At 65.3% G+C, this 15,709-nt stretch carries 11 protein-coding genes; 6 read left to right on the forward strand and 5 right to left on the reverse strand.

The genetic code is table 11. The annotated features are described in order from the left end of the window. Positions 1 to 6: 6 nt before the first annotated feature. From IJ15_RS0108950 to IJ15_RS0108965, 4 genes are all read right to left on the reverse strand, one after another. A complete protein-coding gene (locus IJ15_RS0108950; RefSeq protein ID WP_031937995.1) occupies positions 7 to 1,617 on the reverse strand; it encodes an ABC transporter substrate-binding protein in 1,611 nt (536 codons plus the stop codon). A gap of 81 nt (positions 1,618 to 1,698) precedes the next feature. Further along, the gene (locus IJ15_RS0108955; RefSeq protein ID WP_081880655.1) at positions 1,699 to 2,745 is read right to left on the reverse strand and encodes a zinc-binding dehydrogenase; all 1,047 of its coding nucleotides are present in this window, start codon (positions 2,743 to 2,745) and stop codon (positions 1,699 to 1,701) included. 29 nt (positions 2,746 to 2,774) lie between these two features. After that, positions 2,775 to 4,208, reverse strand: coding sequence for an aldehyde dehydrogenase family protein (locus IJ15_RS0108960; RefSeq protein ID WP_081880656.1), 1,434 nt, complete (start codon positions 4,206 to 4,208; stop codon positions 2,775 to 2,777). A 72-nt stretch (positions 4,209 to 4,280) separates the two neighbouring features. After that, entirely contained in the window at positions 4,281 to 5,483 is a 1,203-nt protein-coding gene (locus tag IJ15_RS0108965; RefSeq protein WP_031937998.1) for a CaiB/BaiF CoA transferase family protein, read from the reverse strand. A gap of 110 nt (positions 5,484 to 5,593) precedes the next feature. Here IJ15_RS0108965 and IJ15_RS25245 point away from each other — a divergent pair, with 110 nt between their 5' ends. The 6 genes from IJ15_RS25245 (at position 5,594) to IJ15_RS0108995 (ending at position 12,706) form a co-directional block, all read left to right on the forward strand. Further along, positions 5,594 to 6,241: a TetR/AcrR family transcriptional regulator gene (locus IJ15_RS25245; RefSeq protein WP_197059785.1), complete on the forward strand. Its 648-nt coding sequence runs from the start codon at positions 5,594 to 5,596 to the stop codon at positions 6,239 to 6,241. 155 nt (positions 6,242 to 6,396) lie between these two features. Then, complete coding sequence (locus IJ15_RS0108975; RefSeq protein ID WP_031938000.1) at positions 6,397 to 7,068, forward strand: hypothetical protein; 672 nt, start codon at positions 6,397 to 6,399, stop codon at positions 7,066 to 7,068. Between the two features lie 200 nt (positions 7,069 to 7,268). Beyond that, the gene (locus IJ15_RS0108980) at positions 7,269 to 8,564 is read left to right on the forward strand and encodes a metal-dependent hydrolase family protein (protein ID WP_031938001.1); all 1,296 of its coding nucleotides are present in this window, start codon (positions 7,269 to 7,271) and stop codon (positions 8,562 to 8,564) included. Next, positions 8,558 to 9,298, forward strand: coding sequence for an ATP-binding cassette domain-containing protein (locus tag IJ15_RS0108985; protein WP_231569470.1), 741 nt, complete (start codon positions 8,558 to 8,560; stop codon positions 9,296 to 9,298). The genes IJ15_RS0108980 and IJ15_RS0108985 overlap by 7 nt, the downstream gene beginning before the upstream one ends. A gap of 3 nt (positions 9,299 to 9,301) precedes the next feature. Further along, a complete protein-coding gene (locus IJ15_RS0108990) occupies positions 9,302 to 11,281 on the forward strand; it encodes a YhgE/Pip domain-containing protein (RefSeq protein WP_031938003.1) in 1,980 nt (659 codons plus the stop codon). A gap of 48 nt (positions 11,282 to 11,329) precedes the next feature. Continuing rightward, positions 11,330 to 12,706: a glutamate decarboxylase gene (locus IJ15_RS0108995; protein WP_031938004.1), complete on the forward strand. Its 1,377-nt coding sequence runs from the start codon at positions 11,330 to 11,332 to the stop codon at positions 12,704 to 12,706. Between the two features lie 85 nt (positions 12,707 to 12,791). On the opposite strand, the gene IJ15_RS0109000 is transcribed toward IJ15_RS0108995, so the two are convergent. Further along, positions 12,792 to 15,359 carry a LuxR C-terminal-related transcriptional regulator gene (locus IJ15_RS0109000; RefSeq protein WP_231569471.1) on the reverse strand — a complete coding sequence of 856 codons (2,568 nt, stop codon included), beginning with the start codon at positions 15,357 to 15,359 and terminating at the stop codon, positions 12,792 to 12,794. Positions 15,360 to 15,709 lie beyond the last annotated feature (350 nt).

Genomic DNA, 15,709 nt, shown 5'->3' on the forward strand with positions numbered 1-15,709 from the left:
GACCACTCAAGCCAACGGTTCGGAGGCGAGCCAGGCATCCTGGAACAGCATGATTCCGTCTGCACTCGGCGTGACGCCGTGCACATTCTGTCTCCAGGTGACGAGTACCTTGCCAGCACCGATAGTGGCCAGCGGTGCCGTGTCGTTGACCAGTGTCTGCATCCTCTCGAGGACGGCCCGTCGGTCGTCGTCGGTGAACGCGGTCTGCAACTGGGTGAGCAACTGGTCCATCTCCGCGTTCTTGTAGCCGAGCACGTTCGACGGGGAATCGCTGTGGAAGTTGACGAACAACCGCACGAACGGTGACTCCTCGAGGACACTCAGTCCCGAGTGCGCGACGTCGTAGTCATGTTCGACGAACAATCGGCGCACGAGATCGGTATTGCTCGGCGCATACGAGATCTCGACAGTGAATCCGACTGCTTGCAGCATGGACTGGTAGGCGAGGGCGTTTCGCTGGGTTTCGGGAGTATTCGATCCGACGTAGGTGAGTTTGCCGTCGTATCCGTCGGCTCGGGCCTCGGCAAGGTACCTCTTCGCAGCCTCCGGGTCGTAGCCGCTGGCCGCGACATTGCCGTGCCATGCGGACCACGACTGGAACATGTCACTGCCGGGCATGCCGTAGCCATCCTCGACACGGTCGTTGTAGATCTCGGGGTTGATCGCTGCAACGATCGCCTTGCGTACACGTTCATCGGACGCTGCGCGGCCTTCCCGCTGGTTGATGACACCGACAGTGCCCAAGCTGACGGTGTGTACGTAACCGATGTCGCCGGCGGCCAGCGCACTGTGGACTGCCTCAGCCCTCCGAATGTAGGCCGCGTCGATCCCACCACTGTGGAGCGCTTCCAGCTTGGCCTGTTCACCCTGAATCACCGGGAAACGCAACTTCGCGAGGTGTGGCTGCCCCTTCCAGTAGGTGGGGTTGGCGGTGAGCACCAGTTCTTCCTGAGATGCGAACTTGTCCACGACGAACGGACCCGCACCGACAGCGACGAACGTCCCGGTCGCAATCGACGACGGCGAGACGACCATTCCCGGTCCCGAAGTGAGCATGATCGGGAAGTCGTTCCACGGCCGCTTCAAGGTGAAGACAACCGTCGACGGATCCACCGATGTCACGTCTGCGACGGAGGCCTTCCACACTTGAGTCTGCAGGCCGTTCTTCTCCACGTAGCGATTGATGCTCCACTGCACTGCGTCCGCATCGACGGGGGTGCCGTCGCTGAACTTGATGTCCGGGCGGAGCTTCAATGTCCAGACGGTGTTGTCGCCGTTCGCTTCCAGAGACTGCGCCAACTGCGGCACGAAAGCCTCGGCCTCCGTGTCGTAGCGGATCAACAAGTCGTAGATCGCGGCCATCTCGCTGCCGCCGGTCGCCCCGCTGTCCTGTCTGTTGGCCGGGTCCAAGCTGCTGATGCCGACGAATGTGGCGTACGACAGCGTGCCACCGGAGGTCGGGTCACCGCCGTCGGCTTGCTCGCCGACCAGGCCCGTCGTCACCGCTGACGTGTCCGTCGTCGAGCCTGTCCCGCCGGCGCATCCGGCGAGGAGCATCGTGGTGGTCGCCAGTGCCGTGAGCACAGTGCCGACACGAACGAGAGACGATCGCCTCATTTCCAGTCTTCCTTAATGACAGTCGCTGAGCGACAACGAATTTTGAGCAATTGATGTTGAGTTCGGGCGCCGAGCCGACTGTCACATCGTGACAATCGCGCGGCCGAGAACGCGTCCGCTTGCGAGATCACCGACGGCCGCGTCGATATCCGCGAGGGGGTAGCGGTCGGTGACCAACGCGTCGAGATCGAGCCTGCCGTCGGTGTGCCATTGAAGGAACGCTTCGATGTCGTCCTGGGTGCAGCCACCGGCGCTGGTACCGACAAGTTGCTTCTGTCCGCCGATGAGGCCGGCGAGATTCAGTTCGGTGGGGCCTTTCGGGAGTCCGACGAGAACGACAGTGCCACCGCGGGTGCCGCCCACGCGACCGGCACGAACACTGTCGAGGGCCTGCACAGTGGTCGAGGAATGACCGACACAGTCCACCGCGATGTCGACACCCCCGGTCAGTTCCAAGATCGTTGCCGAAGGGTTGTCCGTTATCGAGGCGTCGATGGTGTCGGTGGCGCCGAACTGCTTCGCGAAAGCCAACTTGTCAGCGTCGAGGTCTACTGCGACGATCCTGGATGCGCCGCGGATGGATGCAGCTGCGACTGCCGACAGCCCCACTCCACCGACACCGAACACTGCCACCGTGTTTCCGGCCTCGACAGGCGCCGCGTGACAGAGGGCGCCGGCGCCGGTGACCACGGCGCAACCAACAATCGAGACGACGTCCGCCCGCGACTCTGGTCCCAGGGGCAGGACATAAAGCTCGTCGACGAGCGTGTGCTCGGCCCAGGTGTAGACGTTGGGCGAATGCGCCGTGCGACCGTCGGGCAGGTCGACCGCGGCTCGGGTCGGGGTGCGGTCGTCCGTGCGCGGCACCCAGGTGATCATCGCGGCATCACCGGCGGCGACGTGAGTGACGGCCGATCCCGTGGCGACGACTGTGCCGTACCCCTCGTGTCCGAACAGCATCGGTCCGGGGCGGGCGGCGTGCATCCAGTACAGCTGGCTCTGGCATACGCCGGTGGCATGGATCCGCAGGAGCACGTCGTGCGGGCCGGGATCGGGCAGAGTTACCTCTCTCAGTGACAACGGGCCGTCGGTGGCGTCTTGGACGATGATGCGTGTATCTGTGGGCATGCGTTGGTCTCCAAAGTTTTGTGGGGCAGTCAGATTCCCGGCCAGGGTCCTGGCAGCGGGGTATCGGCGATGCGGAGCGTGACACGTTTCGTTCGGGTACAGCCGGCCACGGCGTCATCGCCGTAGGCCCCACCGAGCCCGCTCTGCTTGAAGCCACCGAACGGCAGTACCGAGTCCAACACGAGATTCGAATTGCCGTGTACGACACCCGCGTCGATCCCCTCGCTCATCCGGATCATCCGCCCCAGATCGCGGGTCCAGACGTAGGACGTCAGGCCGAACTCGGTCTCGTTCGCGAGCTCGAGCGCCTGCTCCTCGGTCTCGAATGTCAGCACGCTGAGTACAGGGCCGAAGATCTCCTGGCTCGCCACCGCCATGCTCGAATCGACTCGATCGATCAGTGTCGGCGCGACGTAGAAGCCGCGTTGCGGCGCTGCCGGACGGCCACCACCAAGCACGATGCGCGCCCCCTCGCTACGCGCGTTGTCGAGAATCCCGAGGATCTTCTCGTACTGTCCGCAGCTGACCACCGGGCCCATCTGAGTGTGGGCATCGAGTGGGTCCCCGACGCGCACCCGACTCATCCGCGCGGCCACCTCCGCCACGAACTCCTTCGCGATCGAGGCGTGGACGAGTAGTCGACTGCCGGCGGCGCACACCTGGCCGGCGTTGTTCAGGATGCCGAGGACCGTTGCACGAGCGGCCGAGTCTAGATCCGCGTCGTCGAACACGATGATCGGCGACTTCCCGCCCATCTCGAGGGTGAGCTTCTTGAAGGTGTCTGCGGCCGAACGGGCGATGTGGCGTCCGGTGGGAACCGACCCCGTGAACGAAATCCCGGCCACATCGGGGTGGGCACACAGCGCGGCGCCGGTGGCACCGCCTCCGACCATCACCTGGAGTACCCCTTCGGGGAAGCCCGCCTGCACCGCGAGCTCCGCCAGTCGGACCGCCGACCTCGGCGACAGCTCGGACGGCTTGACGATGACGGAGTTTCCGCAGGCGAGAGGGGGGCTGACCCGCGCCATGAACGAATGCGCCGGGGCATTCCACGGCAGGATGACGACATACGGTCCGAGTGCCTCGAGCCGCGTGTAGGAGAGCTGCCCGGGCACGTCGGCGAACTGCTGCCCGAAAAGCTTGTCCGCCTTACCCGCCCAGTAGCGGGCATGACGCGCCCCACGACGTGCCTGAGCGCGGGCGTCTGCGAGGACCTTGCCGGTGTCCTCCGTGTCGAGACGGCCGAGTTCGGCGAAGTCGTTCTCGACCAGTTGCGCCCAACGCCAGAGGATCTCGCTGCGTCGTTCACCGGGCATGGCGGCCCACGTCCGCTGCGCCCCACCGGCGCGGCCGACAGCGTCGGCACAAAGGTCCTCACCGTGAACCGCGAGTTCGGCGACCACCTCTTCGGTGGCCGGATTGATCACCCGCAAGGTATCGCGAGCGGTGGAGATGGTTGTCATCGAAACAACTTTCTGTTCATGTCCGATCGGTCGAATCGGTCTGTAGAGCAATGGGTTCAGGAGCAGGGCAATTCAGATGATCTGATCGGCTCGCAAAAGGGCGAGTTCGTCGTCGTCCAACCCCAGCAACTGGGCCAGGATCTCGCCGGTGTGCTCCCCGAGGGCCGGCCCCAGGGTGCGAATCGTCCCCGGCGTCGCGCTCATGCGGGGCAGCGGGGCGGCCATCGGCAGCGCGCCGTGCTCGACGTCGTCGACGGTGACGACCGTGCCGCGTTCGAGATAGTGCGGATCAGTGGCGATGTCGGCGACATTCATGACCGGGGCCACCGGAACGTCGGCGTCGCTGAGCAACTTGACAGCGTCGGCGGCGGTCTGGCCGCCCACCCAGTCGGCGATGATCGGATACAGCTGAAGCTGGTTGGTCACGCGGGCCGCTCGTGTCACGAACCGTGGATCGGTCGCCAGATCGGGTAGCCCGATCGCCGTGGCGAATCTGCGGAAGAGGGCGTCGGTGCCGGCGTGCAACGAGATGCGCCGACCATCGGCAGTGTCGAAATCACTGGCCGGAACGATGCCGAGGTTGCGGTTTCCGACGCGCTCACGCACCTGCCTCTGGGCGCCGTAAGTCAGTAATGCGTTCTCGCTGGCGCGGAAGCCCGCCTCGTACAGGCCCAGATCGACGATCTGGCCGGCGCCCCCACGCTGGTCGCGGTGATACAGGGCGGTGACGGTGGCGAACGCCGCCAGATAGGCCGACATGTAGTCGATCACTGAATAACCGGAGCGAACCGGGTCGCGGTCGGGTTCTCCCGTGACGTAGGTCAGGCCGGAGAAGGCGCTCGCCACACGGTCGAACGCGCCGCGATCACGATACGGGCCCGTCAATCCGTAACCGGTGATGCACACGATGATGGCGCGAGGATTGATCCGGGCCATCACCTCGGGACTCAGTCCCCATCGCTCCAACGTCGGCGGGCGGTAGTTGGTCACCACCACGTCGAAGTACCCGAGCATCGAGCGGACCAACTGCCGACCGCGCTCGGTACGCAGGTCGATGGTCACCGACTTCTTGTTCCGTCCTTCCTGGACCCACTGCAGGGACCGCCGGGACTCACTGTCACTGCCCGCTCGAATGAAGTCGCCGACACCCGGTTCCTCGATCTTCACCACCTCGGCGCCGAAGTCGCCGAGGCAGGTGGCGGTCACGGGTGCCGCCAGCACCGTCGCCATGTCCAACACTCGGATCCCCTCCAGTGGAAGGTCGGTATCCGTCACTGCCTCACCTACTAACGGTTCGTTATTAACGTTCGGTAGGCCGGGACTGTATCTTGTGAAGTGAGTCACGGCAAGACATGCCTCCAAGGCACTTCAGGGAAGGTGAGCGCATGCGGAAAGCAACCGAACCGGAAGACGTGGACCGGCCGAGGCGCCGGAGGGGGACCCGCGAGGAGACCGAGAACGAACTGATCGACGCAGTGCTGCGCCTGCTCGAACGCGACGGCGTCCTCGCCGGCATCACCCTGCGTGAAGTCGCGAAGGAGGCCGGGGTCAACCACGGCCAGATCTACCACTACTTCGGAACGCGCCGAGGCCTGCTGCGGGCAGCGATCACGCGACTGCTCGAGGACAACCGCCCCGATCCCGCGAAGCACTGGGATCGCCCATTCTCCGATCGCCGCCGCGCCCTGTGGCGCATGGCGTTGCGCCAGAGCGACTTCATCAAACTCGAGGCGCTACTCGCCCTGGACGAAGACCCGGACCTCCGGATCTTCCCGGCCGTCGAGGCAACCCGCGCCGCACTCGATCGGGACAAGGAGACCGGAGCCCTCCCCCCCGACGCCGACGGTGAAGTGATGCACGCGTTGACCGCCGCGACCTACCTCGGATACGGCGTCTTCCGGGAAACAATGGCCCGCGAACTCGGAATCGAGGTCACCGAGTTGGACACACGCGCCACGCACGTATTCGAACTCATGCTCGCCGGCCTCGAGCAAGGCCGGAACACATCCACGACCGGATCGCAGAACATTTGATCAGGAACCACGGATTCGGCAAGTGCAGGTCCCCGCGAGTAGACCCGCCACACCGGATCCCGCCGAAAACCTTGTGGACGTAGAACTATTCGAAGTGCCGCGCCGAGATTCGGATTCGATGCTTGCAGAATCGATTGCGACCTATACTGCGGCACATGCTGATTCACCCGACTCTGCGCATGCAATCCTGGGGATTCACGATCGGGTCACTGTTGTTCGCACTCGGATCCGCACCGGTGCTGGCAACTCAACTCGGCACGGTCGGCGCCAACACCGCGTTCTTCGTAGGCTCGTGGTTCTTCACCTACGCAGCCTTCATCCAACTCATCCTCAGTGGTGCCGCCACCACCGAGGTGGCGGGTAGACCGGCGATCCGCGCGGAATGGCTGGCCGCCGCAACCCAATTCCTGGGCACGATCCTGTTCAACATCAGCACCGGCGCGGCACTGCATGCGCACACGATCGCGAGCGAGAAACACTACGTGTGGACACCCAATGCGGAGGGCTCGATCGGCTTCCTGATCAGCAGTTCCCTCGCAATCCTGATGTTGGTACGCGCAGGAAATCTCTGGGAACCGCGCTCGCTCGACTGGCAGAGCGGATGGCTCAATGCCCTCGGCTCTCTCGCCTTCGGCCTGTCTGCGGCCGGGTCGTTCATCACGCAGTCGGGCAGTGTCGAGGATGCCGCTCTCGCCAACTCCGGCACCTTCGTCGGCGCCCTCTGTTTCTTCGCAGCCTCCGTCATCTTCCTCGGAAGATCCAGCAGGCCCGCGCCGGCTTCCGTCGACGCGACGGACAGCGTCTCACCCTCGAACGAATTGTCCTGAAACACATTCCGCGATCAATTCGTTACCGAGCTCTACCGGCAACCCGGACCCCTGCCTCAAATATTCGCCCTACCAGGGAATTTGACGATTCAGCACGCGATCGAGAAGGGCGTACTCCGGGTTACAAAAAGGGTGATATCGAGGACTAGATTCAGTGTCTTCGGCGGTGCCGGAGACACACAGTGTTAGCTTGCCGAAGTATGACAACCACTCCGGAAGCAAAGAAGCGGTTACTGTTTCGTAACGTCCGGGTATTTGACGGCGTGTCCGATCAGCTCACTGCCGGCGACGTCCTGATCGACGGGGACAAGATCGTCAGCGTGTCCACGTCACCCGTGGGTGACGATCCGGGCCGGGAAACCATCGTCGTAGACGGCGGTGGCCGGGTGCTGATGCCGGGCATGAGCGACGCGCACGTCCATCTGGTCGGGAACGCAAACTCGTACGTGGACATGGTGATGGGCACCGAGAGCCACATCGCACTCAACGGCCTGGCCGAGGCCAAGAACATGCTGCTCCGAGGCTTCACCACGGTGCGCGACATGGCCGGCGACACCGGCAGCATCAAGTCCGTCATCGATCGGGGCCTGTTCCAAGGACCGCGCATCTACCCCTCGCAGGCCGCGATCTCGCAGACCGGCGGCCACGGCGATTTCGGATTCGTGTACGAATGCCCCACCATCCTCGGTGGCGACCAGAGCCGCGCCGAACAGATCGGATTCATGCGCGTCGCCGACGGGCCCGACCGTGTCCTCGCCGCCGTCCGTGAGCAGCTCAAGAAGGGCGCTTCGCAGATCAAGCTCATGGTCGGCGGCGGGGCCGCATCCATGTACGACCCGCTGTACACCGTGCAGTTCGTCGACGACGAACTCCGTGCCGCCGTCCATGCCGCGACCGACTATGGCACGTACGTCGCCACCCACGTCTACAACGTCACCGGGATCCGTCGTGCCATCGCGGCCGGCGTCAAGTCGATCGAACACGGGCACCTCGCCGACGAGGAGACCGTCGCGCTCATGGCGGAGAAGGACGTGTGGTTGTCGATGCAGCCGTTCGCGCTCGGCGACCACCACTACCCCGACCCGGATCGTGCCGGTAAGGACCGCGAAATCTGCTCCGGCACCGACAAGGTCTACGCGTGGGCCAAGAAGTACGGCGTCAAGACGGCATGGGGCACCGACCTGCTCCTCGAGCCGCAGCTCGCTCCCCGGCAGAGCGAGATGGCGGCCCGGCTCGGCGACCACTACAGCAACCTCGACGCGCTGCGGATGCTCACCTCCGGCAACGCCGAACTGTTCCGCATGGCCGGCGAACGAGATCCGTACCGGGAAGCGCCGTTCGGGGTGATCGCGGCCGGCGCATGGGCGGACGTCCTGCTGGTCGACGGCAATCCGCTCGACGACCTCGGTCTGCTCGCCAACCCCGCCAAGAACCTGGCAGTCATCGTCAAGAACGGTGAGGTGGTCAAAGACTCCCTGCGGGGGCAGTCTTGGTAGAGACATTCGTCGGTGACGAGCAGTCGCCGACCGAGCAGATCACCGGAACTTTGGTGTCCGCCAGGGGGATCGAGCTGAAAGGCCCCTGGGGTCACGTGTTCGGCCCCCTCGACCTCGACATCGAAGCCGGCGGCGTCACCGTGATCGCGGGCCAGACCGGCGCGGCCCGCACCGCACTGTTGATGGCCCTGTGCGGCCGGATGAGACTCACCCGCGGATCACTCACCGTGCTCGGTTTCCGGGACAACCCGAACAAGGTGTTCACGAGGTCGGCCATCGCATGCTTCGACGAACTCGACGGGGTCAGTCCCTCGGTGACGGTGCAGGACCTCGTCACCGAGCAGCTCCGGTGGACGTCACCGTGGTACAAGCTGGTGCCACGGGTCACCGAACAGGGCGTCGCCGACATGTGCGCGGACGTGTTCGGGGACATCCCGCTACCCACACTGCACGCATTCGTCGACGACCTGCCCGAACTCCAGCAGATGCTGCTTCGCGTCGCCGTCGCGAACACCCGTCGTCCACCGTTGCTCGTCGTGGGGCGCATCGATCGGATCGCCGACGACGCAGAACGTTTCGAGATGCTCGAACGTCTCGTCGCGCTCGGCGAACGCCAGTCGATCATCACCGCGGACGTCAATCCGCTGCCACCCGGCTGCGGGGTCGGCGCAGTGGTCGACATGCACGGACTTCTCGGGGCCGGCGACATCGGCGTCATGACCGAAGGAAGGTGACCGATGCTCGCCGGAATATCACTGGGCAGCGACTCGAAGCGGTACTTCCGCGGCACCATGCCGAGGATCGCGATCGCCACGATCATCCTCATGCCGCTGTTGTACGGCGCCATGTACCTGTGGGCGTTCTGGAACCCGTTCGGTGCCGTGAACAAGATTCCCGCCGCGATCGTCAACAACGACACCGGGCGCACCGCCACGGGGCAACAGGTCGACGCCGGCGATCAGGTCGTGAAATCGCTGATCGAGTCCGGGCAGCTCGATCTGACCGAGGTGTCGCAGAACGATGCGACCGAGGGCCTGTCGAGCGGCAAGTATTACTACACGATCACGATTCCCGACAACTTCAGTGCGGCGGTGGAATCGCCGAACGGCGACAACCCGGAGAAGGCCGATCTGATCTTCACCTTCAACGACGCCAACAACTACCTGGCCACCATCATCGGCCAGGATGCGTCGGAACAGGTCATCGGCCAGGTCAACTCCACGATCGGTGCGCAGGGTGTCGGAACCGTTCTCACCGGTCTGCAGACGGCCGGCTCGGGCCTGAAACAGGCCGCCGACGGCGCCGGGCAGCTCGCATCCGGCATCGACACCGCGAAGGGAGGTGCCGATCAACTCGCTTCGGGCGCAACCGAACTCTCGACGAACATGGTTACCGCACGGGACGGATCGGCGCAGTTGGCCGCGGGTGCGTCGCAACTCGCCACCGCGATCGACGGCGTCACCGGACCGCTGCTGAACGCGCTCGACAGTGGCACCGTCCAGAGCATCGGCGGCCAGGTCGCGCAACTGCGGCAGTCCATCGAGGCGCTCGACGCCAAGCTGCCGCAGTCCACGCAGTTGCCGCCCGGCGCGCAGACGGCGGTCGACCTCCTCGCCGGCAACGCCGATCCGATCTCCCAGAGAGCCCTGGCCGCACTGACCGCGGTCGCGCCTCCGCAACTGCAGGCCGACACCACGGCGTTGCGCGCCGAGATCCAGCGCATCGGCGGGGACGCCCGTGCGCTCGAATACCAGGTAGTCGATCCCTCGAGCCCGCTGCAACGAGGACTGGCGATGCTGCAGGGCGGGCAGATCGCCGGTGACGTCCAACAGTTGCGCAGCGGTGTGGACGAACTGAACACCGGTGCCGCGACACTGCATTCGGGCCTGATCCAACTGACCGACGGCAGCATTCAGCTCTCCGGCGGCGCGAACCAGCTGTCATCCGGCATGGTCGAACTGCAGACCGGCTCGCATCAGCTCGCGGATGCACTGGCCCAGGGTGCCGGTCAGGTCCCCGAATGGACCGACGAACAGCGCACCGAGACCGCGAACACTCTGTCTACACCGGTGGCGCTGAAGCAGGAGACGAACAACGCCGCGTCCACGTTCGGCACCGGATTCGCGCCGTTCTTCCTGTCGCTCGCCCTGTTCGTCGGCGGAATCATCACGTGGATGCTGTTGACCCCGTTGCAGTCCCGACCCACTGTCGGGGGTGTCGGGCTGTACCGGACGGTGTTGGCGTCGTACTGGCCGGCGCTGTTGGTCGGAGTGCTGCAGGTGATCGTCATGTACACGGTGGTGCACTTCGGGGTCGGGCTCGACGTCACGCACGTCGTCGGAACCGTCCTGTTCCTGATACTGGTGTCCGCGACGTACCTGGCGATGATCCAGGCGTTCAACGCAGTGTTCGGGGTGGCAGTCGGACGTGTCGTCACACTCGCGTTCCTCATGCTGCAGCTGGTCTCCGCCGGCGGCATCTATCCGGTGCCGACCACCGCGAAACCGTTCCAGTACATCCACCCGTTCGACCCGATGACCTACACCGTCAACGGACTGCGACAGCTGACCGTCGGCGAACAGGTCGATTCCCGGCTGTGGATCGCCATAGTCGTTCTCGTCGGGATCCTGCTGGTGTCGCTCACCGCGAGCGCGCTGTCCGTCCGACGCAACCGGCGCTACACGATGGAACGGCTGTACCCGCCGATCGAGGTCTGACCTGATCGGTCCACTGTTCGACTGCCCGCACAACCGGAGGAGAAGAAGATGTCAGACAACCTTGCCGCTCCCGCCGAGACCCTGGCTCCCGCCTACACCGGCCGCCTCGGAACCGATCCGATTCCGGCATTGCGGATGCCCAAGGCGGAGACCGAACCCGAGGCTGCCTACCGTTTCATCCACGACGAGTTGATGCTCGACGGAAGCTCGCGGTTGAACCTCGCCACCTTCGTCACCACCTGGATGGATCCGCAAGCGGATCGGTTGATGGCGGAAACGTTCGACAAGAACATGATCGACAAGGACGAGTACCCGGCGACCGCCGAGATCGAGACCCGTTGCGTGAACATGGTGGCGGCACTCTTCCACGCGGAGGACCTCTCCGAGTCCGATCCGACGTCGGCCACCGGTGTTTCCACGGTCGGGTCCTCCGAGGCCGTCATGCTCGCCGGACTGGCCTTGAAGTGGAAGTGGCGGGCCGCGCGACAGGCCGCCGGCAAGGACTCGACACGGCCGAACCTGATCCTGGGCAGCAATGTCCAGGTGGTCTGGGAGAAGTTCTGCCGCTACTTCGATGTGGAACCGAAGTACCTGCCCATGGAGAAGGGCCGCTACGTCATCACCCCGGACCAGGTCCGGGAAGCAGTCGACGAGAACACCATCGGCGTTGTCGCGATCCTCGGCACCACGTTCACCGGAGAACTCGAACCGGTCGCCGAGATCGCCGAGGCGCTGGACCAGATCGCCTCCGACGGAGGACCCGACGTCCCGATCCACGTGGACGCGGCGAGCGGCGGTTTCGTCGTGCCGTTCCTCCATCCGGAACTGCACTGGGACTTCCGGATCCCCCGCGTCGTGTCGATCAACGTGAGCGGACACAAGTACGGGATGACCTATCCCGGGATCGGGTTCGTCGTCTGGCGCTCGAAGGAACACCTGCCGGAAGATCTCGTGTTCCGCGTGAACTACCTCGGCGGCGACATGCCGACGTTCACGTTGAACTTCTCCCGTCCCGGCAACCAGGTGGTCGGGCAGTACTACAACCTGGTCCGACTGGGTGTCGCCGGGTACACCCAGATCATGGAGTCCCTCCGCGACACCGCCCTGATGCTCTCGGCCGAGATCTCGAAGATCGACAACATGCACATCATCACGGACGGCAGTGCCATACCGGTGCTGTCCTTCGAGGTCGTGGGTGACCCCGGGTTCACCGTTTTCGACATCTCACACGAGTTGCGGGCCCGCGGATTCCAGGTTCCGGCGTACACGATGCCCGCCGACGCCGAGGACGTCGCGGTGCTGCGGATCGTGTTGCGTGAGGGCTTCAGCCGGGACCTCGCCTGGAAGCTGGCCCTGGCGATGAAGGACGTCATCGCGCGACTCCGGGAGGGGACGGAGCATTCCGCCTCGGCGTTCTCGCACTGAGGTGAGCCGGTGGGAGAGGGTGACCTCTCCCACCGGCCCGCGACGGGCAGCCGCGAGGGAGAGGTCGACGCCGCTGTGGCCGCGATCAGATCAGTCCGCGGCGCAGCGCTGTCTCGATCGCTTCGGCCCGACTGGACGAATCGAGTTTGCGGTACAGGTTCCGGGTATGGGTGCGGACCGTGTTGAGCGACACGTGCAGATCCTTGGCGATCACCCGCAACTGTTTGCCGGTGTGCAGCTCGCCGAGCACCACCTTCTCGCTGGGCGTCAGGCCCGGGTTGCGGCCGCCGTGGGCTTCCGCGATCTTCGTGCGCACGTGGTCGATGAACGACTGACTGTGCTCCCCTCCCGCCGGCACCGAGGCCAGTAGTTCGGCGGTGTCCCCCGCACTGTCCAGGAATGGGCTGACGATCCCGAACGGCTCGGCGAGCGCGAGTGCCCGCCGAATCGACGCCACCGCGTCGTCGAGCCTGTGTTGCCGGCGCGCGATGACGGCGTCGAGCATCCAGACCCGGACGGCCAGGGCCGGGTGCAGTCGTCGAGAGGAGTCGAGAACGGGGGCAAGCAGTTCCAGCGCGGGCACGACCGCTCCCCCCGTGATCAGGACCATCGCGTGCGCGACGGTGACGTCCGGAATCTCACCGAAGGCAGACTCGGCCAGGTCGACGATGTCCGTCGCAGCGGTCACCCTGCCGGCATCCAGCAGCACGGCCAGTGCCGGAGTGACGAAGGCATTGCTCAATCCCAGCTGCGGTCCCCGGCCGAGTAGCCCGATCACCGCGGCCGCCAGCGTCTCCAGGTCCGCGACCGACGGAGCCTGCGTCTGCCGAGCTCTCAGGATCGCGAAAGCCACCTCCGCGTGGCCACCCGAGGCGGGCGCCGTCGTACCGTCCGGGCGCACGTGGCGGGCATTGGCCGACACGACGGCACAGGCCGCGCTGTCCGCGGGCAGTTGCTCGCTACGCAGGATGCTGTCCATGCACACCGCGGCCGCGCATTGGAACGAGTCGATGCGATCGGTCAAGCCGTGATCGACGGCATACTGCAGGGCGTGCTCGGCGCGGGCCGTCATCGTCACGAGGTCGCCCTTCATGCCTGCCAGGATGGAAAGACGTGCCAGACAACGCAAGATCAGGCGCGGATGCGCGCCGATCTCGGCAAGGGTGAGCGCCTCCCGAAGAAGCCGTTCACCCGCGGGTAAGTCGCCCAGGAACATCCGCGCGGCCGATCGCTGGATCGTCATGTAGCAGTCGAGGTCGACACCGACCGAACCCGTCCAGCCGTCCAGCCGGGCGACCTGGTCCGCCGGCATGGGCTGCCCGCCGATCACGGCGATCTCGACGGTCAACGCCGCGGAGAACGCCTCGGCCAGATCACGGTGCCGACAGTCGGTGCCTGCCGGCGCGGCACCGCGGAGGTAGGCGCGGGCAGCGTCGGGATAGTTCTGTTCGAGAGCTGCCAGGGCCCGCAGGTACCGGACCCCGGGCAGGTCACCGTACCGAACGCCGAGCTGATCGAGGATCTCCTCGGCATGGCCGTCGAAGACGACCGCGGCACCGTTGCGGAAGACGAAGTCCTCGACCGCGGCATCGTCCGATGCCTCGATCAGGTGCGCCAGCGCGTCCACCGGCCGCCGCGAGGCCAGGAGCCAACGGGCGGCCACGAGATGGAGGCGTGCCGCGCGTTGCGGGTCCTTCGCACGTAACTCCGATCTCAGGTGTGCCCGCAGCAGCGGGTGCCACGCATACCGAAGTTCACCGTCGCCGACGACCCGATGCAGCGGGATGCAGTGTTCCTCTCGGGCCGCCAGAATGCGGTCCACCCCCGCCTCGTCGAGTTCCTCCGCGAGATCCGGGGTGAACCAATCGACGACGCTGGTCGCCTGGGCGAAGCGCAGCAGTTCGCCGGGCAGCCCGTCGAGGACCTGTCCGATCACGTAGTCGGAGATCCGCTGCGGGTACCGCGTCAGATCGGCGATTCCACTCGTCACGTCGCTGATCGTGCTGAGTCTGATCGCCGCGAGGCGCACCGCACTCGCCCACCCACCGGTGAGACCGAACACCGCATCGAGCTGAGTGTCGGAGACGACGCAGCGGTACTCCGCGAAGATTGCTGCCGCGGCGACGCGATCGAGCGCGAGGTCGTCGACCGACAGACAGACCAACTCGCCCTCGGCAGCGATTCTCGTGAGCGGCAAGGCAGGTGACCGCCGCGTGGACAGGACCACCGTCAGGTTCACGGGTGCCGCGTCGAGGAAGTCGGCCAACCGGCCGAGTGCCGCCTCGTCGGAGAGCACGTGCGCATCGTCGAGGACCAGGACGAGGGATCGGCCCGAGCTGCGGACCTGCCGAAGACATTCGGTAAGAGACCCACCCGACTCCGAGTCGGTCTCGCCCACCGATGCCGGTGCGAGAGCCGACTGCACACTGTCGGTGATCCTGCGTGTCAGTTCGTTCGGGTCGTCGTCGAGTTCGTCGAGCGTGATCCACGCGACCGCGGGTTCGGTGCCGGCGACGCCGCGATCGATCCAGTCGACGAGCAACGTCGTCTTCCCGGTACCCGCCGGTGCAACGACGAGAACCATCCCGCGGGTGTCACTCCCGACGACGGAATCGAGCACCGCGCACAGCGCCGGGCGGGGCTGCACCGTCACGGACAGGGTGGGACGGTCGAAGCTCGCGCGCTGCGACGACCGCGACGAGGAGCGCGTCGCCCCGGCATCAGTCTCTGGCTGCTCCGAATATCGCTGCGCCACAGCATTCCTCCGTATTCCCCACCCGCTCACCCATGAAATGAGTCTTACCAGACAATTCGCCCGGCCAAGCAACGATCAAGATCAACTGTGAGCTAGAACGCAAGGAACGAGGCATCCACTACGGACGAGATCTGCATCGTAGGGGCAGACCGAGGAACACCCGAGATTTCGGACGCCGGAATATGAATCACGGTGCACCACTGCACCATCCACGATCGGAACCATGTAGGTCCGAGACATCACGTCGA

It is taken from the genome of Prescottella defluvii, from assembly GCF_000738775.1.
GTDB classification, from domain to species: domain Bacteria; phylum Actinomycetota; class Actinomycetes; order Mycobacteriales; family Mycobacteriaceae; genus Prescottella; species Prescottella defluvii.